Origin of the sequence: Bradyrhizobium sp. SZCCHNRI3052, from assembly GCF_032484895.1 — a bacterium.
Classification (GTDB): Bacteria; Pseudomonadota; Alphaproteobacteria; order Rhizobiales; family Xanthobacteraceae; genus Bradyrhizobium.
The window spans coordinates 112,861-133,055 of record NZ_JAUETW010000017.1 but is presented as its reverse complement, the minus strand read 5'-3'; the positions used below and the strand labels follow the sequence as shown (position 1 = coordinate 133,055).

The following is a 20,195-nucleotide window of genomic DNA, read 5'->3' as shown; positions in this document are numbered from 1 at the left end:
CTTCGTCCCGCGGCCCCTGCATCACACGTGACCCTGCCATGAGCCGTCTCTCCCGCTTCGCCCTTGCCTGCCTGCTGACCGGCGCCGCCGTTGCAAGCATCGTCGGCCCGCCAGCATCGGCCGAGGACGAGCCGATAGCGTTGCGCATCCTCGCCATCAACGACTTCCACGGCAATCTGGAGCCGCCCTCTTCCGGCATCCGCGTCGCCGATCCCGCCGATCCAACCAAGACCACCGTTGTTCCAGCCGGCGGCGCCGAGCACATGGCGAGCCTCGTCAAGCTGCTCGCCGACGGCCAGCCCAACACGATCTTCGTCGCAGCCGGCGACCTGATCGGTGCGAGCCCGTTCCTGTCGGCGATGTTCCACGACGAGCCGACCATCGAATCGATGTCGCAGATGGGGCTCGCGCTGTCGGCGGTCGGCAATCACGAGTTCGATGAGGGCAAGGCCGAGCTGCTGCGGATGCAGAACGGCGGCTGTCATCCGACCGACGGCTGCCGCGGGCCGCAGCCGTTCACCGGTGCCAAATTCCACTATCTCGCGGCGTCGACGTTCCTCGCCGGCACCGACAAGACAGTGTTTCCGCCCTATGAGATCCGCACCTTCGAGGACGTTCCGGTCGCCTTCATCGGGCTGACGCTGAAAGGGACCCCGGGCATCATCTCGCCGGCGAGCGCGGCCGGCCTCGACTTCCGCAACGAGGCCGAGAGCGTCAACGCGCTGATCCCGGAATTGAAGGCCAAGGGCGTGCAGGCGATCGTCGTGCTGATCCACGAGGGCGGCTGGCCGTCCGGTGGCATGAACGAATGTCCCGGGCTGTCGGGGCCGATCGTCGACATCGTCAAGGAGCTCGACAGCGCGGTCGACATCGTCATCTCCGGCCACACCCATCAGGCCTATGTCTGCACCATCGACAAGCGGCTCGTCACCTCGGGCGACAAGTTCGGCACGCTGGTGACGGCGATCGACGTCAAGCTCGACCGCACCACGCGCGACGTGATCAGCGCCACCGCGACGAACATCGTCGTCGACACCAGCCTGCCGAAGGATCCGGCGCAGACCGCGCTGATCGACGCCTATGAGAAGCTCGCGGCGCCCTACGCCAATCGCCCCGCCGGCGTGCTCACCGCGACGCTGTCGCGGCTGCCGAACGCCTCCGGCGAGAGCGTGCTCGGCGACGTCATCGCCGATGCCCAGCTCGCAGCGACAGCCGCGGCGGACAAGGGAAGCGCGGTCGTCGCGATGACCAATCCCGGCGGTATCCGGACAGATCTCGTTCGTCGAGACGACGGCGCGGTGACCTATGCCGACGTGTTCGCGAGCCAGCCGTTTCGCAACCAGCTGATGACGGTCACCCTGACCGGTGCCGAGATCAAGGCCGCGCTGGAGCAGCAATGGCTCGACCCGGCGCGGCCGCGCATCCTGCAGGTCTCCAGCGGTTTCTCCTATGCCTTCGATGCGAAACAGTCCGCGGGCGCGCGGATCGATGCCGCCAGCATGATGCTCGAGGGCAAGGCCATCGATCCCGCCGCATCCTACCGGGTCACCATCAACAACTACCTCGCGCTCGGCGGCGACGGCTTCACCGCGTTCAAGAGCGGCCGCGATCCGATCACGGGACCCTATGACGACGAGGCGCTGTTCGCCTATCTCAAGGCCAACAGCCCGCTGGCCCCGCCGCCGCGCGGTCGTATCGTCAACAAGGCTTCGTGACGCCTGCCGCGCCGGGCGGAAAGCCGGTCATATCGCCCGCGGGGCTCTTTCCGAGGCTGCGTTCAGCGCATAGATTGGGCCCTCCCGCAACGCGCGAGTGGCAGAGCCCTGATGTCGACGCTGTATCTCTCTCATGAAGCCTGCCTCGATCACGCCACGCCGTCCGGCCACCCCGAGCGCGCCGACCGCCTGCGCGCCGTCGAGGAGGCCCTGACCGAGGAGCGCTTCGCCCTGCTCGATCGCGACGAGGCCCCGGAGGCCGACATCGAGCTGGCCCTGCTCTGCCACAACGAGCACTACGTCACCGAGCTGCGCCACATGGCCCCGACCTCGGGCATCATCTATCTCGACGGCGATACCTCGATGTCGCCGGGCACCTGGGAGGCCGTGATGCGCGGCGTCGGCGGCGCCGTCGCGGCGACGGAGTCGGTGATGTCCGGCCGCCACCGCAACGCCTTCGTGGCGGTGCGCCCGCCCGGACATCATGCCGAGATCGCCAAGCCGATGGGCTTCTGCTTCTTCGACAATGTCGCGATCGCCGCCCGCTACGCCCAGCGCACCTTCGGCATCGAGCGTGCCGCCATCGTCGACTTCGACGTCCACCATGGCAACGGCACCCAGGACATCTTCTGGGCCGACAAGAGCGTGATGTACTGCTCGACCCATCAGATGCCGCTGTTCCCGGGCACGGGTGCCCGCGGCGAGCGCGGCGAGCACGACACCATCGTCAACGCACCGCTGGCCTCCGAGGACGGCAGCCTCGAGTTCCGCTCCGCCTTCGAGAACCTGATCCTGCCGCAGCTCACCAAGTTCAGCCCCGAGCTCGTGATCATCTCGGCCGGCTTCGACGCCCACTATCGCGACCCGCTGGCGTCGCTCAACCTGCGGGCGGAGGATTTCGGCTGGGTCACCCGCAAGCTGATGGAGCTCGCCGACAAGACCGCCGGCGGCCGCGTCGTCTCTGTCCTGGAGGGCGGCTATGACCTTCAGGGACTTAAGGAATCCGTCGCGGCCCACGTTGCGGCGCTGACCGGGGCGTAATCCCCAGGTTCCAGCCGATCCACCCCGGCAGGGCCTGACAGGGCCGCGAGCGGGGTGTAAAAGCACGGCCCCGGAGTTGAGTGAGCTGCAGGGAACCCGCATGGCGGACAACACCGTAACCGACGTCAAGAAGCTGTCGTTCGAGCGCGCGATCGAGGAGCTGGAATCGATCGTGAAGCGCCTCGAGGACGGCAAGGTGCCGCTCGAGGAGTCGGTGGCGATCTATGAGCGCGGCGAGGCGCTGAAGCGGCGCTGCGAGGAGCTGCTGCGCCAGGCGGAGGCCCGGGTCGAGAAGATCACGACCGACGCCAGCGGCCATGCGGTGGGAACCGTGCCGCTCGACGTGCAATAGCGGCTTGCGGCCGACCGGCCGTCTCCGAGCGACAGTCCGGATTTATTTCGCTGGTTGTGGCCCGACGCGACACGCGGGCAAAGCGCCTCCCATTCGTGCAATTCAGCCGCGCATCGGTGCAACTGCATCGTCAATGGGCTTGGCCGCCAAGTGTCCCCCGGCGAAGTCTCTGCCACCGCGTTCACCGCTCGAGAGTCAGCGCGACGTCCTTCGTTTACCATGCGACACGATTGGATCCGGGCAGTTCGCCGTGGCGCCCCCCGATCCTACGATCGTGCCGTTCCGCGTCTGCGATCGTCCGGCCCGATCATGACAATGTGCTTGGCTCGCAGGTCTTCCGCGTCCGCTTCGTGACGATCCACGAAAGGCCGCACGCCTGCGACTTCTTCATGATCGTCTGCGGACCGATCCCCTGACGCGGACGCATGGCTCACCGTACCGCGGCGCGCGCAATCGCCGCATCGGCCGATTCTGCGGCGCGGGAAAAAGCCTGGACCGAGTTCGCGTCCCCGGTCTATTCCGGAGCGACGGCTGCCGTCGATTTGAGCAGAGCAATGGAACCTCCGGCATGCCGCCGCGGTTGAGACGTGGCGCAAAGGTACCGTTTGCGGGCTTGCCAACTCCCGCCGGGTTGGCTTTAAGACGCACTTTGGTGTAAAGCTTCTCGCAACTGCGGGTTTTTGGAAGTGTCCATCCTCTCCGGAGAGAGGAATCTAAGCGCTTGCAAGAGCTAGCAAAACTGACTTGGCTGAACGACTTGGCGATCTTGGGCGACTAACGAGGACGGCAAGGCCACCAAGAGTGACTTACATCACATAGATCGATCCCAAACCCGGCTAGTCTTCGGACTGCGGCTTCGATCCGCGCGGATGTGACCTTCAAGACCTCAGGTTTCGCCGCCCGTTACGATGAACCTCTCAGATGTCGGCCCTTGAACCCGACCTGCAAAATTGGAATGTCACCGTGACCACATTTAGTAAGACGCCGCTTCTCGACACCATCAAGACCCCGGAAGATCTGCGCCGGCTGAAGGTCGAGCAGGTCCGGCAGGTCGCCGACGAATTGCGCCAGGAGACCATCGACGCGGTCTCGGTGACCGGCGGCCATTTCGGCGCTGGTCTCGGCGTGGTCGAGCTGACCACGGCCATCCATTACGTGTTCGACACCCCGCGTGACCGCCTGATCTGGGACGTCGGCCACCAGGCCTACCCGCACAAGATCCTGACCGGACGCCGCGACCGCATCCGCACCTTGCGCACCGGCGGCGGCCTCTCCGGGTTCACCAAGCGCGCCGAGAGCGACTACGATCCGTTTGGCGCTGCGCACTCGTCGACATCGATTTCCGCCGGCCTCGGCATGGCCGTTGCCCGCGACCTGTCGGGCGGCAAGAACAACGTGATCGCCGTGATCGGCGACGGTGCGATGTCCGCCGGCATGGCCTATGAGGCCATGAACAATGCCGGCGCGATGAACTCCCGCCTGATCGTGATCCTCAACGACAACGACATGTCGATCGCGCCGCCGGTCGGCGCCATGTCGGCCTATCTGTCGCGCCTGTACTCGGGCAAGACCTACCGAACGCTGCGAGATGCCGCCAAGCAGCTCGGCCAGCATCTGCCCAAGGTGATCGCCAACCGCGCCAGCCGCGTCGAGGAATATTCCCGCGGCTTCATGATGGACGGCGGCACGCTGTTCGAGGAGCTCGGCTTCTACTACGTCGGCCCGATCGACGGCCACAACCTCGACCATCTGCTCCCCGTCCTGAAGAACGTCCGCGACATGGAGACCGGCCCGATCCTGGTCCACGTCGTGACCCAGAAGGGCAAGGGCTACTCGCCCGCGGAAGCGGCGGCCGACAAATATCACGCGGTGGCCAAGTTCGACATCGCCACCGGCACCCAGGCGAAGGCCAAGCCGAACGCGCCGGCCTATCAGAACGTGTTCGGCCAGAGCCTGGTCAAGGAAGCCGAGAAGGACGACAAGATCGTCGGCATCACTGCCGCGATGCCCTCGGGCACCGGCATCGACATCTTCGCCAAGGCGTTCCCGAAGCGCACCTTCGACGTCGGCATCGCCGAGCAGCACGCCGTGACCTTCGCCGCCGGCCTCGCAGCCGAGGGCTTCAAGCCGTTCTGCGCGATCTACTCGACCTTCCTGCAGCGCGGCTACGACCAGATCGTCCACGACGTCTGCATCCAGAGCCTGCCGGTGCGCTTCGCCATCGACCGCGCCGGCCTGGTCGGCGCCGACGGCGCGACCCATGCCGGCTCCTTCGACAACGCCTATCTCGGCTGCCTGCCGAACATGGTGATCATGGCGGCCTCCGACGAGGCCGAGCTGGTGCACATGGTGGCGACCCAGGTCGCGATCAACGACCGGCCGAGCTCGGTGCGCTATCCGCGCGGCGAAGGCCGCGGCGTGGAAATGCCCGAGGTTGGCGTTCCGCTGCCGATCGGCAAGGGCCGCATGATCCGCCAGGGCAAGCAGGTCGCCCTGCTCTCGTTCGGCACCCGGCTTGCCGAGTGCGAGAAGGCCGCCGACGAGCTCGCCGCCCATGGCCTGTCCGCCTCGATCGCCGATGCGCGCTTCATGAAGCCGCTCGATGAGGAGCTGGTGATGAAGCTCGCCCGCGAGCACGACATCCTGATCACGATCGAGGAAGGCTCGATCGGCGGCTTCGGCTCGCACGTGATGCAGTATCTGTCCGACCAGGGCATGCTGGACGGCGGCCTGAAGATGCGTTCGATGGTGCTGCCCGACGAGTTCCAGGACCACGACACGCCGGCAGCGATGTACGCCCGCGCCGGGCTCGACGCCAAAGGCATCGTGCGCAAGGTGTTCGAGGCGCTCGGAAAGGATTACACGACCGAGTCGGTCAAGCTCGCCTGAGGCGAGCTTGCGTCCCGCAGTGGTGAGCCATGAAGATCTATCTGGCAGGTCCCGACGTGTTCCTGCCGGATGCCATTGAGATCGGCCGGCGGAAGGTCGCGATCTGCGACCGCCACGGCCTGATCGGCCTCTACCCCCTCGACAACAGCATCGACCTCGCCTCCTCCGACGCCTCGCGCCAGATCTTCCATGGCAACGAGGCGATGATGGACGACGCCGATGCCATCATCGCCAATCTCACACCGTTCCGCGGGCCCGGCGCCGATGCCGGCACGGTCTATGAGTTCGGCTACATGGCCGGCTCCGGCAAGCTGTGTCTCGGCTACTGCAACGACCCGGCCGTCTACGCCGATCGTGCCCGGCGCTTCACGGCGGTGACGGAGCAGGACGGCCGCCTGGTCGATGGCGAAGGCCTGACTGTCGAGGATTTCGGCCTGCCCGACAATCTCATGATGATCCACGCGCTCGAGCTACGCGGCGCCCCGCTCGTCGCTCCACGCGAACGCCCTGCGGACGTCTGGCATCATCTGGCAGCTTTCGAGACCTGCGTGAGATTGGCGGCGGAGCGGCTGGCGACGAGGACGGTTTGATCCCGGGCCCCTCCGAAGCCGCGAATACGCGCGAACAGCTTGCAACACCCGTCATTGCGAGCGAAGCGAAGCAATCCAGGGCTGCAAAGGAGGTCTGGATTGCTTCGTCGCTTCGCTCCTCGCAATGACGGAGTTCGAAATTCATTGCGTCGCCCTCATCTCACCTATCTCGCGATCCGGCCCATGACCCCTGCCCGCAAACGTGCTGACATCCTCCTCGTCGAACGCGGCCTGTTCGAGAGCCGCGCGCGGGCGCAGGCGGCGATCGAGGCGGGGCTCGTGTTCGCCAACGACAAGCAGGTGGGCAAAGCCTCGGAGAACATTCCCGCCGACGCCGTCCTGCAGGCCGAGCCGGCGCATCCCTGGGTGTCGCGTGGCGGCGTCAAGCTGGCGGCGGCGCTGGAGCATTATGGCATCGAGGTCGAAGACCATGTCTGCCTCGATGTCGGTGCCTCCACCGGCGGCTTCACCGAGGTCCTGCTGGCGAATGGCGCGGCGCTCGTGTTCGCGGTCGATGTCGGCCGCGACCAATTGCACCCATCATTGCGCAATCACCCGAAGATCATCTCGATGGAGCAGACCGACATCCGCAGCTACGACGGCAAGCGCCTGCCGCAGCGCCCCGACGTCGTCGTGATCGACTGCAGCTTCATCTCGCTCAAGGCGGTGCTGCCGGTCGCATTGTCGCTCGCGGCCTCGCCGATGAGCCTGCTGGCGCTGATCAAGCCGCAATTCGAGGCGCAGGGAAAGCACGGCAAGGGCGGCATCATCAAGGATGCAAGCGTGCATGCCGCCGTCTGCGACGACATTGCGGCCTTCGCCGCCTCGCTGGGCTGCAGCGACATCGAGATCTTCCCATCATCGATCAAGGGCGGCGACGGCAACGCCGAATTCTTCCTGGGAGCGCGCCGCCATGGTTGAGCGTCTCGTCATCGACCATGTCGGCCATCGCGGCGATGGCGTGTCGCTGTCATCGGGCGAGGCGCTGTACGTGCCCTACACGCTGGCCGGCGAGACCGTCGAGGCGGCCGTCGTGCCCGGGCATCCCGATCGCCGCAAGCTGCTCGCGGTGGAGGCGGCGAGCTCGGAGCGGATCGCGCCATTCTGTGCGCATTTCGGCGTGTGCGGCGGCTGCGCCATCCAGCACTGGATGCCCGGGCCCTATCAGCAGTGGAAGCGCAACATCGTCGTCGAGACGCTACGGGCCGCCAAGGTCGACTGCGACGTGGCCGATCTGATCGATGCCCACGGCGCCGGCCGGCGCCGCGCCACCTTCCACGCCCGGATGGGCACGCACGACGTCCTCAGGGTCGGATTCTCGGCCGCGAACAGCCACGATATCGTGCCGATCGACCGCTGCCCGATCCTCGACCCCGCGCTGGACGGTGCGCTGGAAGCCGCATGGGCGCTGGCGGAGGCGCTGAAGCCGACCGGCAAGCCGCTCGACATTCAGGCGACCGCGACCAGCAACGGCCTCGACATCGACATCCGCGGCTCCGGCCCGCTGCCGCCGCCGCGCGTCGCGGCCCTGTCCCGCCTCGCCGAACAGCACCGGCTGGCGCGGCTGACGCGCCATGGCGAGCTGGTGCTGATGCGCAATGCGCCCGTGGTTACGATGGGGACGGCACAGGTGACGCTGCCGCCCGGCTCGTTCCTGCAGGCCACCGTGCAAGGCGAGGAGACGCTGGCGCAATTGGTGATGGAGCGGATCGGCAAAGCCAAGCACGTCGCCGACCTGTTCTGCGGCGTCGGCCCGTTCGCGCTGCGGCTCGCCACGCGGGCGCGCGTCACCGCCATGGACAATGATGCCGGCGCGATCGCGGCGCTGCAAAAGGCGTCTGGCACGCCCGGCCTCAAGCCGATCAAGGCCGAGGCGCGCGACCTGTTCCGCCGCCCGCTGATGCCGCCGGAATTGCGCGACATCGACGCCGTCGTGTTCGATCCGCCGCGCCAGGGCGCTCAGGCGCAGGCCAGGCAACTCGCGGCCGGCAAGGTGCCGGTGATCGTCGCGGTGTCCTGCAACGTCACGACGTTCGCGCGGGATATGCGCATGCTGATCGACGGCGGCTACAAGCTCGAGACCGTGGTGCCGGTCGACCAGTTCCGCCACACCCCGCATGTCGAGCTGGTGGCGAGACTGGTGCGGTGAGCACCGTCAGCGGATTTACGAGCGAGATCGGCTTTTTCCGGGAGCGCCAAGCGTTGCCCCTGCAATGACGCACGGAGCTCGCGCATCACGCTCGATGCGCCCCCTCTCCCCGCAAGCGGGGCGAGGTCGACTGAGAACGCCGCTGACTATGAGCACGAACTCGTAGCGATCGGCCAGCGATGTCGCCTATCCGATTCGCTACCTCACCACGCTGACCTTCACCGGCGCGACGCCGGAGTTGACCATGCCGAGCGCCTGCGCGGCTGAGTAGGACACGTCGACCACCCGCCCCTGCACGAACGGTCCCCGATCGTTGACGCGCACCACCACGGAGCGGCCGGTCTTGACGTTGGTGACCTGCAGGCGGGTGCCGAACGGCAGGCTGCGATGCGCGGCCGTCAGCTCGGAGGGATTGAAGCGCTCGCCGCTCGCGGTCTTCTGGCCTTCCGAATAGTAGCTGGCGAGACCGGACGCTCCGGAGTGCGCCGGCGGCGGGCTGAGCTCGGCCCGCCGGACGCGCACCACTGACTCCGGTGCCGTCTCCGCGCGCTGCACCTGCGGCCGAAATTCGGCGCCGGCCTGCTTCGTCGGCGCCGCCCAGCGCGCCTGCCGGACCGCCGATGATTGCGCGCAGGCTGCGAGCGAAGCCGCCGCCGCACACACCAGAGCTGCCCTGAGAAGTTGGCGAGCGAGCCCTCCACGCGGACCTTGGATGACTGACGAGCGCCTGACGCGCTGCGCGGGACGTGCTGTCCGGTCGATGATACGCATGTTCTGTGCGCCTCCGCCTCAACCCGCTCATGGTCGCGGCCCAATCGCGGCGGCACGGTGGCAAAGGGAAATTTGCGAGAGATGCAACCCCTGGTTTTTGGGAGATTGTGGCTTAATGGCAACAGATCAGCCTGAACAGCGGCCCTGTGGAGTTTTTCCACGCAAGAACTTCATACTGTCATCCTGGGAGAACACGTGAATGCCTGACCCGCTGCTGACCCGCATCGTCGGCGAACTTGCCGATGTCCCGGGACTGCGCGCCATCGCGCTCGGTGGATCACGTGCGCGCGGCACCGCGCATTCGGGCTCGGACTACGACGTCGGGCTCTACATCGCATCCAGGCACGACCTCGACACCGACGTGCTGCGCGAAGCAGTGCGGCGGCTCGTCGACGACCCGCAAACGCTCGAACTGACGGCGGTCGGCGGCTGGGGACAGTGGATCGTCGGCGGCGGCTGGCTCAGAATCGACGGGCACAAGGTCGACCTGCTCTATCGCGAGATCGATGCGGTCGGCGGCGTGATCGACGACTGCCGGAAAGGGCGGATCGAGATGCACTACCAGCCAGGCCATCCGCATGGCTTCGTCTCGGCGATCTGGATGGGCGAGGTCGCGCTCTGCCGCCCGCTGCACGATCCCGCGCAACTGCTGGCAGGGCTGAAGTCGCGCTGCACGCCCTATCCGCGCCGCCTGCGCGACGCGATTATTGCGCGCTTCCAGTGGGAGATCGCATTCAGCATCGATAATGCCGAGTTGGCTGTCGGGCGTGGCGATCATACCCACGTCGCGGGCTGCGCCTATCGCGCCCTCGCCTGCCTTGCGCAGGTGCTGTTTGCGGTCAACGGGCGCTACCTGATCAACGAGAAGGGTGCGCTCAATGAGGCCGCGACGTTTGGACTGGCACTCGCCGATCTGACGGCGCGCGTGGAGCTCATCTGGCAATCGATCGGCAATGGCGAATTCGGTGCGGCGCTCCGCAGCCTGCGGGAGGTCGAGGCCGAATTGAAACAGGCGTTGGTCCATGCTGCGACGGCCGGCTGAGATCGGCGCCTTACCAATCAAGTCTCCCCGCGCGCGCGTCTGCTCGGCAGCCCGGGCCTGCGGGTCACCGCCCCCAGCGGTCCTGCCAGATCTTCTCGCCGATCGTGCAGGACACGCGCGGCTCCTTGTCGGCATCGTCGGCGACCGGCACGATGCGCGGCGGCGGTGCGCGTCCGGCAACCTCCATCAGCAGCTTGGTGCGGATGGCTTCCTTGAATTCGTCGCGGCTCTTGATCGTGACCACGAACGAACCGTGGCCGCCGGTCACGCAATCTTTGTAATAGAGATCGAGGTTCTCGATATCCATGGTCGAGTAGGACGGCTCCTTGACCATGATCGGCAGGCCGTTGATGGTGATGCCCTTGTCGACGGCCTCGTCGCGCGCGATCGTCACCGGTGAGGGACCATTGTTGTTGGGCCCATCGCCGGAGATGTCGATGACGCGGCGCAGTCCGCGGTAGGGATTCTCATCGAACAGCGGCATGGCGAAGTAGATCGCGCCGGAGATCGAGGTGCGCGACGCCCGGCGGATCGGCGTCTTCATGATCTCGGCGGCGACGGCGTCGGCACTTTCCGGTCCGTCGATCAGGCGCCATGGAATGATGATCTTCTGGTCGCTCGAGGCCGCCCATTCGAAATAGGTCACGGCGATCCTGCCGTGCACGCCGCTCTTCAGCGCCTGCAGGAACTCGCGCGAGCTGAGCGCCTGGGCGTAGCCTTCGCGCTGGATCGCCAGCTCGTCCAGGTCCATCGAGTAGGACACGTCGACGGCGAGGATCAGTTCGACGTCGACGGACGCTTCCTTCTCGCTCAGCTGCTGCGCCGGCTGGGCCCTCGGCGCTGCCACGACGGTGGCGACGTCGCCGCCAGCCAAGGCGCCCGCCAGACACGCCACCCCGATCGAGATCCACCAGCGCATGAGCTGCCCTCCAATCGCGTCTGATGATGGTGACATGCAATCCGCAGAGCGCAAAGCGGGAACGCACACATCCATTCACATTCCGGTTAGTCCCCTGGGGTTTGCCCGGATGTCAGGCAGCCGCGTGCGCCCATCGCGCAAGGCATGCAGCCCGTGGTTTCCCGGAGCGGCCGAAGCCTGTATCGTGGCGTGACTGCCGCATCCGGAACACAGGCGCGCCCTTAGAATGAACGATGCCGTCACCAAGCCCAAGACGAAGGTACGCACCAAGACCGAGCGTCCGCGGCTCTACAAGGTGATCCTCGTCAACGACGACTTCACGCCGCGCGATTTCGTGGTGATGATCCTGAAGGCGGAATTCAGCATGACCGAGGACCAGGCCTACAAGGTCATGATCACGGCGCATAAGCTCGGCGTCTGCGTGGTGGCCGTGTTCACCAAGGACGTCGCCGAGACCAAGGCGACGCGCGCGACCGATGCCGGCCGCGCCAAGGGCTATCCGCTGCTGTTCACCACCGAGCCGGAGACCTAGAGCATGATCTTTCGGAAAACCGGTTTCCACCTTTCCGGATCGTGCTTCAGGCCGGAGAACTAATCCTCTTCGCGAAGCCCGAACACGCGCTGCTCCGTCGCAAGGCCCGCGATCGGGAACGCGCCGAGATCGGTCCATGGTTCGGCACAGGCTCCGGCGAAAGTCTCCGAGGCGACCACGGTGCGCCTCAGCCGCGCGGCGATCTTCTCCAGCCGGGCCGCAAGATTGACGGCCGGACCGATGCAGGTGAAATCGAGCCGGTTGCCGCCGCCGATATTGCCATAGAGCAGCCGTCCGACATGCAGCGCGACGCCGAAGCGGAAGCGTTCCCCGGTGCCGCTGGCCGCGTATTCGAGCGCATCGACGCGGGCCCGCGAGGCGCGCGCCGCCGCAAGGACGCGGGCGCAGACCTCGGTCGGATCGCCGCCCTGCTCGCGAAACGGAAACACCGCGAGCAGGCCGTCGCCCATGAACTTCAGCACCTCGCCGCCCTGCTCGCGGATCGGATCGACCTGGCAGTCGAAATAGTGGTTGAGGATCGCCACCACGTCCTCAGCCGGCAGGCGATCGGACAAGGGCGTGAAGCCGCGCAGATCCGACAGCCAGATCGCCGCATCCAGCGTATCGGTATGGCCGCGGCGGATCTGGCCGCCCAGGATGCGCTCGCCGGCGCGATTGCCGACATAGGTGTCGAGCAGCATCGAGGCCGTACGTCGAAGCGTGACGATCTCGGTGTAGCGCGCCAAAGCCGGCATCAGCGAGCGGATTGCATTCAGATGCGCGTCGGTGAAGCCTGTTGGAGATTTGGTGGTCCAACTCGACGCGTGGACCGCACGGTCGATGAAGGTCAAAGGAAGAGTGAAATAGTCGGTCACGCCTTCGGCCCGCAGATCCATCAGGATCGGAAAGAGCTCGGCTTCCCGATCGCGAGGATCGGCCCTGAACTCGGTCCCCTGCTCGAACACGCGCGCAAGCGGGCTGTCCCTGTAGGCCGGCGTGCTCTCGAAGCCGAAATCGACCGAGCCCATCTCGACCTCCGCCCCCTGGCGCCAGATGAAGCTGCGGCCGGCGATATCAGGATGAAGGGTGCGGACGAACACGCCCACGCGCCACAGCGGCACGCCGAGCCCGACCAGACGATCGCAGCATTCGGACATCATCTGGCTCGGCGTCGCCGCTGAGCGCGCGCCGTCGACCAGCCAGTCCTTGATGTCCCGCAGCTTGGAAGTGTCCATGGGACGACACTAGGCGAGCAGCGTGGCAACAGCAAACAGCCGCGGCGGCAGCGTGCGGCTACCCCACCTGGCCGCGATGGCGCAGCAGGTGATCGGCCAACACACAGGCCATCATCGCCTCGCCGACGGGAACCGCGCGGATGCCGACGCAGGGGTCGTGACGGCCCTTGGTCAGGATCTCGGTCTCCTGGCCTGAGCGGTCGACGGTCTGGCGCGGGGTGAGGATCGACGAGGTCGGCTTGACCGCGAAGCGCAGCACGATCGGCTGTCCCGTGGCGATGCCGCCGAGAATGCCGCCGGCATTGTTGGAGAGGAAGCGCGTGCCGTCATTGGCCGAGCGCATCTCGTCGGCGTTCTCCTCGCCGGTCAGCTCGGCCGCGCCGAAGCCGGCGCCGATCTCGACGCCCTTCACGGCGTTGATGCTCATCATCGCCGCGGCGAGATCGGCATCGAGCTTGCCGTAGAGCGGCGCGCCAAGTCCCGCCGGCACGCCCTCGGCGACGATCTCGAGCACGGCGCCGATCGACGAGCCGGACTTCCTGATGCCGTCGAGATAGTCCTCGAAGAACGCCGCCTTGTCCTTGTCGGGGCAGAAGAAGGGATTGCGCGCGACCTCGTCCCAGTCCCAGTTGCCGCGATCGATCTTGTGCGGACCCATCTGCACCAGCGCACCGCGCACCTTCACGTCGGGCAGGACCTTGCGCGCGATCGCGCCGGCGGCGACGCGCGTCGCGGTCTCGCGCGCCGAGGAACGACCGCCGCCGCGATAGTCGCGCAGGCCGTATTTGGCCTCGTAGGTGAAGTCGGCGTGACCGGGACGAAACTTGTCCTTGATCTCGGAATAGTCCTTGGAGCGCTGGTCGGTGTTCTCGATCAGGAGCGCGATCGGCGTGCCCGTGGTGACCTGCACGCCCGTGTCGGGATCAGCCATCACGCCGGACAGGATCTTCACCTGGTCCGGCTCCTGGCGCTGGGTGGTGAAGCGCGACTGGCCGGGACGGCGGCGGTCGAGATCGCGCTGGATCTCGTCGGCGGCGAGCGGGATCCGCGGCGGACAGCCGTCGACCACGCAGCCGATGGCCACGCCATGGCTCTCGCCGAAGGTGGTGACGCGGAACATGTGGCCGAAGGTGTTGAAGGACATGAGCTGATCACCCAACCGGAAAAACCATCATTCCGGGATGGTCCGAAGGACCAGACCCGGACTCTCGAGATTCCGGGTTCGCCTCCGCGAGGCGCACCGGAACGACGGAGACAAACTAACTGTACTTCTCGAACCCGTTCTCGCCGAACACATAGACCGCGCCCTGCTGGATCGGCAGGTCGACGGCGCCGTGCGGCGTCTCGAAGCCCAGCGCGACCATCAGCGCCCGCGCCGTGCCGCCATGGGCGACCGCCACGATATCGCCAGACAGCCCATCGTACCAGTCGCGCACGCGGCGCTCGACGTCGGCATAGGTCTCGCCGCCCTCGGGCGCCAGCGACCATTTGTCGGTCAGCCGCCTGGCATAGAAGGCGGGATCGGCCGCCTGCATTTCCGGCAGCGTCGCCCCTTCCCATTTGCCGTAGCCGATCTCGCGCAGCCGGGCATCGAGCGCATAGCCCTCGGCTGGCAGGCTCAGGGTCTCACGCACCAACTCCATGGTCGCGCGGGCGCGGCTGAGGGGGCTAGCGACGTAGGGCAGGCGCGCCGCATCATGGCCGTTGCGCGCAGCGAGCTCGGCCAGGATGTTGCCGGCCTGCACCGCCTGCACCCGCCCGAGCGCGTTCAGCGGGATGTCCTGCGTGCCTTGCAGCCGGCCGAGCGCATTCCATTCCGTCTCGCCGTGGCGGATGTAGTAGATCGTGGGCCGTGGCATTGCGCGTTGACGTTATTCCTTGGCGCCGACGGAATTGTTCAGCGAGATGTCGGGCGCCTCGGGCCGCTTCATGCCGACGACATGATAGCCGGAATCGACGTGATGCACCTCGCCGGTGACGCCGCGCGACAGGTCGGACAAGAGATACATCGCGCTGTCGCCGACCTCGTCGATGGTCACGGTCCGGCGCAGCGGCGCGTTGTACTCGTTCCACTTCAGGATGTAGCGGAAGTCGCCGATGCCCGAGGCGGCCAGCGTCTTGATCGGTCCTGCCGAGATCGCGTTGACGCGGATGTTCTTCTCGCCGAGATCGGCGGCGAGATAGCGCACGCTGGCTTCCAGCGCGGCCTTGGCGACGCCCATCACGTTGTAGTGCGGCATCCACTTCTCGGCGCCGTAATAGGTCAAGGTGATGATCGAGCCGCCGTCGGTCATCAGCTTCTCGGCGCGCTGCGCGATCGCCGTCAGCGAGTAGCAGCTGATCAGCATGCTCTTGGAGAAATTGTCCTGCGTGGTTTCGATGTAGCGGCCGTCGAGCTGGTCCTTGTCGGAGAAGGCGATGGCGTGGACCACGAAATCGATCTGGCCCCACTTCTCCTTGAGCACGTCGAACACCGCGTCGATGGTCGTGGGATCGGTGACATCGCAATGGCCGAGCACGAGCCCGCCGAGCTCGGCCGCCAGCGGCTCGACCCGCTTCTTCAGCGCGTCGCCCTGGTAGGTCAACGCGATCTCCGCGCCGGCCGCGCGCGCGGCCTTGGCGATGCCCCAGGCGATCGAGCGGTTGTTGGCCACGCCAAGGACGACCCCGCGCTTGCCCTGCATCAAACCTGAAATCTGCGCCATGCGGCTTCCCATCGAACTGATTATTAAGGACTGGACGTACACCACCGGTCTGGCCCGGTACAGCCCCATTCCGCCCGCTCTGTGGCAAACTCCCCCGCAGGGCTTGCGGTCCGGAATACGCTGATCATCGCGGGGTTATGATCTTTGCAAGACGCCGGCTGCGGCCTGCGCCCTTGTCATCGCAGCGAACAGCCGCAGGGCATTCCATGAACGCGTTCCGCCAGAGCGTCGAGACCATGATTCCGGCACTGCGCCGTTATGCCCGGGCGCTGGCGCGCGACATGGACGCGGCCGACGAGCTGGTCCAGGACACGCTGGTGCGGGCGCTGCGCTCGGAACGGCTGTTCCTGGGCGGCGACATCAGGAGCTGGCTGTACACGATCCTGACCAATCTGAACAAGAACCGCCGGCGCTCCTTGGCGCGGCGGCCGCACTTCATGCCGCTCCAGGACGACAATGCCGACGCCAGCGGCACCGAGGCCGAGGGCCGGGACATCGAGCACGCGCTGGCGACCCTGGTGGAGGAGCAGCGCGCGGCGCTTCTCCTCGTCGTGCTCGAAGGCATGAGCTACCGCGAGGTCGCCGACATCCAGGGTGTCCCAATCGGCACCGTGATGTCCCGCCTCGCCCGCGCCCGCGCCCATGTCCGTGCCGTGCTCGAGGGCGAGCGGCCGGCGCTGCGGAGGGTGAAATGACCACTGCACAAAAGCCGCCCTGCCATGTTCGGCTGCCCAAGCCTGCAGCGACCGCGCATCGCCGCAGCCGCCCGATTGCAACGAGATCCCGATGATGACCGAGCCGACCATTCCCGTCACCGAAGACGAGCTGCACGCCTATGTCGACAACGAGCTGCCGGCCGAGCGCCGCAGCGACGTCGAGCGCTGGCTGGCCGCGCATCCGGCGGACGCCGAGCGGGTGCAATCCTGGCGCAGCATGGCTGAGGCGCTCCATGCCCGCTACGATTCGATCGTCAACGAGCCGGTGCCGCCGCGGCTCGACCTCGACGGCCTGGAGCGCCGGCCGCGGCGCTGGGTCGTCGCGGCCATGGCGGCAAGCGTGGCGGCCTTCGCGGTCGGCGGCGCGGTCGGCTGGGTCGCGCGTGGCGCCGCGTCCTCGCCGTCGCCGCTGCAGGCCCTTGCCGGCGAGGCGCTCGATGCGCACCGGCTCTATGTCGTGGAGGTGCGCCATCCGGTGGAGGTTCCTGGCGACGAGAAGGCCCATCTGCAGCAATGGCTGACGCGGCGCTGCGGTCGCACCGTGCAGGCGCCGGAGCTGGAAACCACCGGACTGAAGCTCGTCGGCGGCCGGCTGCTGCCCGGGCCGACCGGCCCGGCGTCCTTCCTGATGTACGAGAGCACCTCCGGCGAGCGCTTCACGGTGTATGCGACCAAGGTCGGGATTGAGGCGGCCGAGATGCGCTATACGGCGCAGGGCAACACCGCTGCACTCTCGTGGGCGGAGCGCGGCGTCAGCTACGTCGTCAGCGGCGGCAGTGACCGGACGCGTCTCACTCAGGTCGCGCGCCTTGTTTATGACCAGACCGAACGGGCGGGCGGCTAGCGGCGGACCATTGCCCGATTTCGCGAGGTGCCGGCCTCGGCGCGATTACGGCCGTGATCAGAAGCGTTTGCAGGATGGCCGCGAGCGCTGCCCGAGAGGATCCTGATCCCCGCATGGCTCAGGCGGGAGACACGCCAGGGTCGGCGCCGCAATTCGGTCACCGGAAATCTGGAATCAGGTCACCGGCACGTCTCAATATAGCGCCAAATGTTCACGAAAAAATGAGGAGTGTTCGATCCGCCGATCGACACGGAAGCGGCCTCGATCGGGGTTTTGTACCGCGCTGGTCCCCCTTTCGAGGCCGCACTTTTTTCTCAGCTTTCCAGCTCGTTTTCAGCCGAGTCGTCCGCAACGCGCAACCTCAGGAGAGGTTGCTGCGCGGATTGTAGGGATGACGGTCGCGCCATTTGGTCATCAGGGCTTCGAGCTCGGCGTCGTTGCCGTCGGGCAGCACGATCCGGGTGGTGACGAACAGATCGCCGGCCGAGCCGTCGCCCTTGGGCAGGCCCTTGCCCTTGAGCCGGAAGGTCCGGCCGCTGGAGGTGTTCTTCGGGATCGACAGCTCGACCGCGCTGCCGAGCGTCGGCGCCCTCACCTTGGCGCCCAGGACCGCCTCGTAAAGCGTGATCGGCAGATCGAGCCTGAGGTCGCTGCCCTCGACCTTGAAGAACGGATGCGGCGCGATCTGGATCGTGATCAGGAGATCACCCGGCCGGTGTCCGGGCGCGCTCTCGCCCTGCCCCTTCAGCCTAATCTGCTGGCCGGCCGTAACGCCGGCGGGGACCTTGACGTTGAGCTCCTTGCCCGACGGCAGCCGCACCCGCTTCTCGCCGCCCTTGACGGACTCCTCGAGCGAGACCGACATCGCAACCTTCAGATCGAGGTCGAGGCCGACACCGCCGGTGTCGAACTCGAACGAGCCGCCGCCGCCGCGTGCACCGCGCGCGCCGGCGCCGCCGAACATGCTGTTCAGAATGTCCTCGAATCCGCCACCGCCGAAGCCGCCGCCCGGCCCGCCGCCGCTGCGGAAGGTATAGCTCTCGAAGCCGCCCCCCGGCCCGCCGCGGCCGGCGCCGCCCCCGGGAAAGCCCTGGAAGCGCGGCTTGCCTTCAGCGTCGATCTCCCCGCGATCGAACTGCTTGCGCTTCTCCTCGTCGCCCAGGATCTCGTTGGCCGAATTGATCTCGGCAAACCGCGCCGATGCCTTCGGGTCATCCTTGTTGCTGTCGGGATGATGCTTCTTGGCGAGCTTGCGATAGGCGCTCTTGATGGCCGCAGCGCTGGCGCTTCGCGGCACCCCCAAGACCTCATAGGGGTCGCGCATCCGTCACGTCTCCTTACAGAAAGTCAGATACTAACCTATGGGCTCCCCGCCCGCTTCGCATTTCATCTGGGGAGTCCGTTGTATTTTTGCAACGGGTTCCAGACGACCCCGGCTAGCTTTGCTGCCAGGGTTTGAGCGTCTGGATGTCCCAGCGCCCACGCTCGATACGGCACGCCGAGCCCTGCAGCCAGCGTTCCGTCTTGCCGTTGACGTAGCTCGCCAGGAAATCGCGGCACGTGCGGCCGTTGTCGGCCGTGTAGGACTTAGCGATCGGCGTCACCGAGCCGCGGGCGCCGGTCTGGGGATTCTGCCACGGCTGGCTGGAATCCTTGCTCCCCTTGGTCAGCACGTCCGACGCGGCGTTGCGGGCAAAAGCGAGATCGGCTTCGGTCGGCTCGCGCTCGGGCGGCGGGCTGACCGCGCCGGTGATCTCCGCATCGTCCATCTTGGCAAAGGCCGTTTCAGGGCGCGACAGGCTGCAGCCGCCGCCGGACAGGCCGATTAGAATGAGTGTCAAAGCCGTGCCGGCATGACCGATCGCGGATAGGCCAAGCCGGACCGATGCCCTATATAGGGCCGGACCAGAATGGACTTGCACGCGCCTGGCCGCGGGTGAACGCAAAACTCGGACTCCCCATACACATGACCGACCCCACGAGCATCAAACACCAGACAACCTTAACATCCGGTACATCGGCCGATTTTACCCAGGCCGGCGAGCCGTTTGCGCTGTTTGGGGCGTGGTTTGCCGAAGCCGGCAAGAGCGAGCCCAACGATCCGAATGCGATGGCGCTGGCAACGGTCGACGACAGCGGGCTGCCTGACGTGCGCATGGTGCTGATGAAGGGCTATGACGAGGACGGCTTCGTCTTCTACAGCCACAAGGCCAGCCAGAAGGGCCGCGAGCTCGCCGCCAATCCGAAGGCCGCGCTGCTGTTTCACTGGAAATCGCTGCGCCGCCAGGTCCGCATCCGCGGCCTCGTGGCGCCGGTGACCGACGAAGAGGCCGACGCCTATTTCGCGACCCGGCCGAAGCAGGCGCAGCTCGGCGCCTGGGCCAGCAAGCAGTCGCAGCCGCTGGAGAGCCGCTTCGCGTTCGAGCAGGCGATCGCCAAGGTCGCCGCGCAATACATCATCGGCGAGGTGCCGCGCCCGCCAGGATGGAGCGGCTGGCGCATCACTCCCGTCAGCATGGAGTTCTGGCACGACCGGCCATTCCGCCTGCACGACCGCATCGAATTCCGGCGCGAGGCTTCGGGCCGGCCGTGGACCAAGGTGCGGATGTATCCGTAGGGGATCGCCGCGCGGGCTTGCGCCCGGCCTCCAGGCGTCCGATACGCCAACGAATCGCCATCGCGCGCGTGAATCAGG

Annotated in this window: 20 protein-coding genes; 12 read left to right on the top strand and 8 right to left on the bottom strand. The window is 66.8% G+C overall.

Going from position 1 to position 20,195, the window contains the following annotated elements:
* Nucleotides 1-38 precede the first annotated feature (38 nt).
* The 7 genes from QW887_RS31855 to QW887_RS31825 all read left to right on the top strand — a co-directional run bounded on the left by QW887_RS31855 (nt 39) and on the right by QW887_RS31825 (nt 8,736).
* Entirely contained in the window at nt 39-1,715 is a 1,677-nt protein-coding gene (locus tag QW887_RS31855) for a bifunctional metallophosphatase/5'-nucleotidase (protein WP_315715546.1), read from the top strand.
* Between the two features lie 111 nt (nt 1,716-1,826).
* Nucleotides 1,827-2,756 (top strand): histone deacetylase family protein, encoded by a 930-nt coding sequence (locus QW887_RS31850; RefSeq protein ID WP_315715545.1) that lies wholly within the window; start codon nt 1,827-1,829, stop codon nt 2,754-2,756.
* A gap of 100 nt (nt 2,757-2,856) precedes the next feature.
* Nucleotides 2,857-3,108 (top strand): exodeoxyribonuclease VII small subunit, encoded by a 252-nt coding sequence (locus tag QW887_RS31845; RefSeq protein ID WP_315715544.1) that lies wholly within the window; start codon nt 2,857-2,859, stop codon nt 3,106-3,108.
* Between the two features lie 963 nt (nt 3,109-4,071).
* Nucleotides 4,072-5,997: a 1-deoxy-D-xylulose-5-phosphate synthase gene (dxs, locus tag QW887_RS31840; protein ID WP_315715543.1), complete on the top strand. Its 1,926-nt coding sequence runs from the start codon at nt 4,072-4,074 to the stop codon at nt 5,995-5,997.
* A 29-nt stretch (nt 5,998-6,026) separates the two neighbouring features.
* Complete coding sequence (locus tag QW887_RS31835; RefSeq protein WP_315715542.1) at nt 6,027-6,587, top strand: nucleoside 2-deoxyribosyltransferase; 561 nt, start codon at nt 6,027-6,029, stop codon at nt 6,585-6,587.
* Between the two features lie 183 nt (nt 6,588-6,770).
* The gene (locus tag QW887_RS31830; protein WP_315715541.1) at nt 6,771-7,508 is read left to right on the top strand and encodes a TlyA family RNA methyltransferase; all 738 of its coding nucleotides are present in this window, start codon (nt 6,771-6,773) and stop codon (nt 7,506-7,508) included.
* On the top strand, nt 7,501-8,736 hold the full coding sequence (locus QW887_RS31825) for a class I SAM-dependent RNA methyltransferase (RefSeq protein WP_316174743.1): 1,236 nt from the start codon (nt 7,501-7,503) through the stop codon (nt 8,734-8,736). Before QW887_RS31830 ends, QW887_RS31825 begins: the two co-directional genes overlap by 8 nt.
* Nucleotides 8,737-8,934: 198 nt before the next feature.
* Here QW887_RS31825 and QW887_RS31820 read toward each other — a convergent pair whose 3' ends face one another.
* Nucleotides 8,935-9,507 (bottom strand): septal ring lytic transglycosylase RlpA family protein, encoded by a 573-nt coding sequence (locus tag QW887_RS31820; RefSeq protein ID WP_316174744.1) that lies wholly within the window; start codon nt 9,505-9,507, stop codon nt 8,935-8,937.
* A gap of 199 nt (nt 9,508-9,706) precedes the next feature.
* Between QW887_RS31820 and QW887_RS31815 the strand changes: the two genes are divergently transcribed.
* Nucleotides 9,707-10,549 (top strand): nucleotidyltransferase domain-containing protein, encoded by an 843-nt coding sequence (locus tag QW887_RS31815; RefSeq protein ID WP_316174746.1) that lies wholly within the window; start codon nt 9,707-9,709, stop codon nt 10,547-10,549.
* A gap of 64 nt (nt 10,550-10,613) precedes the next feature.
* On the opposite strand, the gene QW887_RS31810 is transcribed toward QW887_RS31815, so the two are convergent.
* The gene (locus QW887_RS31810; RefSeq protein ID WP_316164255.1) at nt 10,614-11,468 is read right to left on the bottom strand and encodes a DUF1194 domain-containing protein; all 855 of its coding nucleotides are present in this window, start codon (nt 11,466-11,468) and stop codon (nt 10,614-10,616) included.
* A 226-nt stretch (nt 11,469-11,694) separates the two neighbouring features.
* Between QW887_RS31810 and clpS the strand changes: the two genes are divergently transcribed.
* Nucleotides 11,695-12,000 (top strand): ATP-dependent Clp protease adapter ClpS, encoded by a 306-nt coding sequence (gene clpS / locus QW887_RS31805; RefSeq protein ID WP_315715536.1) that lies wholly within the window; start codon nt 11,695-11,697, stop codon nt 11,998-12,000.
* Between the two features lie 59 nt (nt 12,001-12,059).
* Here clpS and QW887_RS31800 read toward each other — a convergent pair whose 3' ends face one another.
* The 4 genes from QW887_RS31800 to fabI form a co-directional block, all read right to left on the bottom strand.
* The gene (locus QW887_RS31800; protein ID WP_316164254.1) at nt 12,060-13,235 is read right to left on the bottom strand and encodes an adenylate/guanylate cyclase domain-containing protein; all 1,176 of its coding nucleotides are present in this window, start codon (nt 13,233-13,235) and stop codon (nt 12,060-12,062) included.
* A 58-nt stretch (nt 13,236-13,293) separates the two neighbouring features.
* Nucleotides 13,294-14,379 carry a chorismate synthase gene (aroC, locus tag QW887_RS31795; protein ID WP_315715534.1) on the bottom strand — a complete coding sequence of 362 codons (1,086 nt, stop codon included), beginning with the start codon at nt 14,377-14,379 and terminating at the stop codon, nt 13,294-13,296.
* A gap of 115 nt (nt 14,380-14,494) precedes the next feature.
* Entirely contained in the window at nt 14,495-15,094 is a 600-nt protein-coding gene (locus QW887_RS31790; RefSeq protein ID WP_315715533.1) for a histidine phosphatase family protein, read from the bottom strand.
* 12 nt (nt 15,095-15,106) lie between these two features.
* Nucleotides 15,107-15,940: an enoyl-ACP reductase FabI gene (gene fabI / locus QW887_RS31785; protein WP_316195868.1), complete on the bottom strand. Its 834-nt coding sequence runs from the start codon at nt 15,938-15,940 to the stop codon at nt 15,107-15,109.
* 206 nt (nt 15,941-16,146) lie between these two features.
* Between fabI and QW887_RS31780 the strand changes: the two genes are divergently transcribed.
* Nucleotides 16,147-16,635: a sigma-70 family RNA polymerase sigma factor gene (locus QW887_RS31780; protein WP_316195866.1), complete on the top strand. Its 489-nt coding sequence runs from the start codon at nt 16,147-16,149 to the stop codon at nt 16,633-16,635.
* 91 nt (nt 16,636-16,726) lie between these two features.
* Entirely contained in the window at nt 16,727-17,500 is a 774-nt protein-coding gene (locus QW887_RS31775; RefSeq protein ID WP_316164252.1) for an anti-sigma factor, read from the top strand.
* 361 nt (nt 17,501-17,861) lie between these two features.
* On the opposite strand, the gene QW887_RS31770 is transcribed toward QW887_RS31775, so the two are convergent.
* The gene (locus QW887_RS31770; protein ID WP_316195863.1) at nt 17,862-18,824 is read right to left on the bottom strand and encodes a DnaJ C-terminal domain-containing protein; all 963 of its coding nucleotides are present in this window, start codon (nt 18,822-18,824) and stop codon (nt 17,862-17,864) included.
* A gap of 112 nt (nt 18,825-18,936) precedes the next feature.
* Nucleotides 18,937-19,341: an RT0821/Lpp0805 family surface protein gene (locus QW887_RS31765; RefSeq protein ID WP_315752065.1), complete on the bottom strand. Its 405-nt coding sequence runs from the start codon at nt 19,339-19,341 to the stop codon at nt 18,937-18,939.
* A 125-nt stretch (nt 19,342-19,466) separates the two neighbouring features.
* Here QW887_RS31765 and pdxH point away from each other — a divergent pair, with 125 nt between their 5' ends.
* Nucleotides 19,467-20,117 (top strand): pyridoxamine 5'-phosphate oxidase, encoded by a 651-nt coding sequence (gene pdxH / locus QW887_RS31760; RefSeq protein WP_316195861.1) that lies wholly within the window; start codon nt 19,467-19,469, stop codon nt 20,115-20,117.
* Nucleotides 20,118-20,195: the final 78 nt, after the last annotated feature.

What these genes read in the sequence shown, in the direction of transcription:
- fabI (WP_316195868.1), bottom strand. Translation starts at nt 15,940, where the DNA reads ATGGCGCAGATTTCAGGTTTGATGCAGGGCAAGCGCGGGGTCGTCCTT.
- aroC (WP_315715534.1), bottom strand. Translation starts at nt 14,379, where the DNA reads ATGTCCTTCAACACCTTCGGCCACATGTTCCGCGTCACCACCTTCGGC.
- QW887_RS31770 (WP_316195863.1), bottom strand. Translation starts at nt 18,824, where the DNA reads ATGCGCGACCCCTATGAGGTCTTGGGGGTGCCGCGAAGCGCCAGCGCT.
- QW887_RS31775 (WP_316164252.1), top strand. Translation starts at nt 16,727, where the DNA reads ATGATGACCGAGCCGACCATTCCCGTCACCGAAGACGAGCTGCACGCC.
- QW887_RS31855 (WP_315715546.1), top strand. Translation starts at nt 39, where the DNA reads ATGAGCCGTCTCTCCCGCTTCGCCCTTGCCTGCCTGCTGACCGGCGCC.
- QW887_RS31790 (WP_315715533.1), bottom strand. Translation starts at nt 15,094, where the DNA reads ATGCCACGGCCCACGATCTACTACATCCGCCACGGCGAGACGGAATGG.
- QW887_RS31845 (WP_315715544.1), top strand. Translation starts at nt 2,857, where the DNA reads ATGGCGGACAACACCGTAACCGACGTCAAGAAGCTGTCGTTCGAGCGC.
- QW887_RS31835 (WP_315715542.1), top strand. Translation starts at nt 6,027, where the DNA reads ATGAAGATCTATCTGGCAGGTCCCGACGTGTTCCTGCCGGATGCCATT.
- pdxH (WP_316195861.1), top strand. Translation starts at nt 19,467, where the DNA reads ATGACCGACCCCACGAGCATCAAACACCAGACAACCTTAACATCCGGT.
- QW887_RS31830 (WP_315715541.1), top strand. Translation starts at nt 6,771, where the DNA reads ATGACCCCTGCCCGCAAACGTGCTGACATCCTCCTCGTCGAACGCGGC.
- QW887_RS31825 (WP_316174743.1), top strand. Translation starts at nt 7,501, where the DNA reads ATGGTTGAGCGTCTCGTCATCGACCATGTCGGCCATCGCGGCGATGGC.
- clpS (WP_315715536.1), top strand. Translation starts at nt 11,695, where the DNA reads ATGAACGATGCCGTCACCAAGCCCAAGACGAAGGTACGCACCAAGACC.
- QW887_RS31810 (WP_316164255.1), bottom strand. Translation starts at nt 11,468, where the DNA reads ATGCGCTGGTGGATCTCGATCGGGGTGGCGTGTCTGGCGGGCGCCTTG.
- QW887_RS31800 (WP_316164254.1), bottom strand. Translation starts at nt 13,235, where the DNA reads ATGGACACTTCCAAGCTGCGGGACATCAAGGACTGGCTGGTCGACGGC.
- QW887_RS31850 (WP_315715545.1), top strand. Translation starts at nt 1,827, where the DNA reads ATGTCGACGCTGTATCTCTCTCATGAAGCCTGCCTCGATCACGCCACG.
- QW887_RS31780 (WP_316195866.1), top strand. Translation starts at nt 16,147, where the DNA reads ATGAACGCGTTCCGCCAGAGCGTCGAGACCATGATTCCGGCACTGCGC.
- QW887_RS31820 (WP_316174744.1), bottom strand. Translation starts at nt 9,507, where the DNA reads ATGCGTATCATCGACCGGACAGCACGTCCCGCGCAGCGCGTCAGGCGC.
- QW887_RS31815 (WP_316174746.1), top strand. Translation starts at nt 9,707, where the DNA reads ATGCCTGACCCGCTGCTGACCCGCATCGTCGGCGAACTTGCCGATGTC.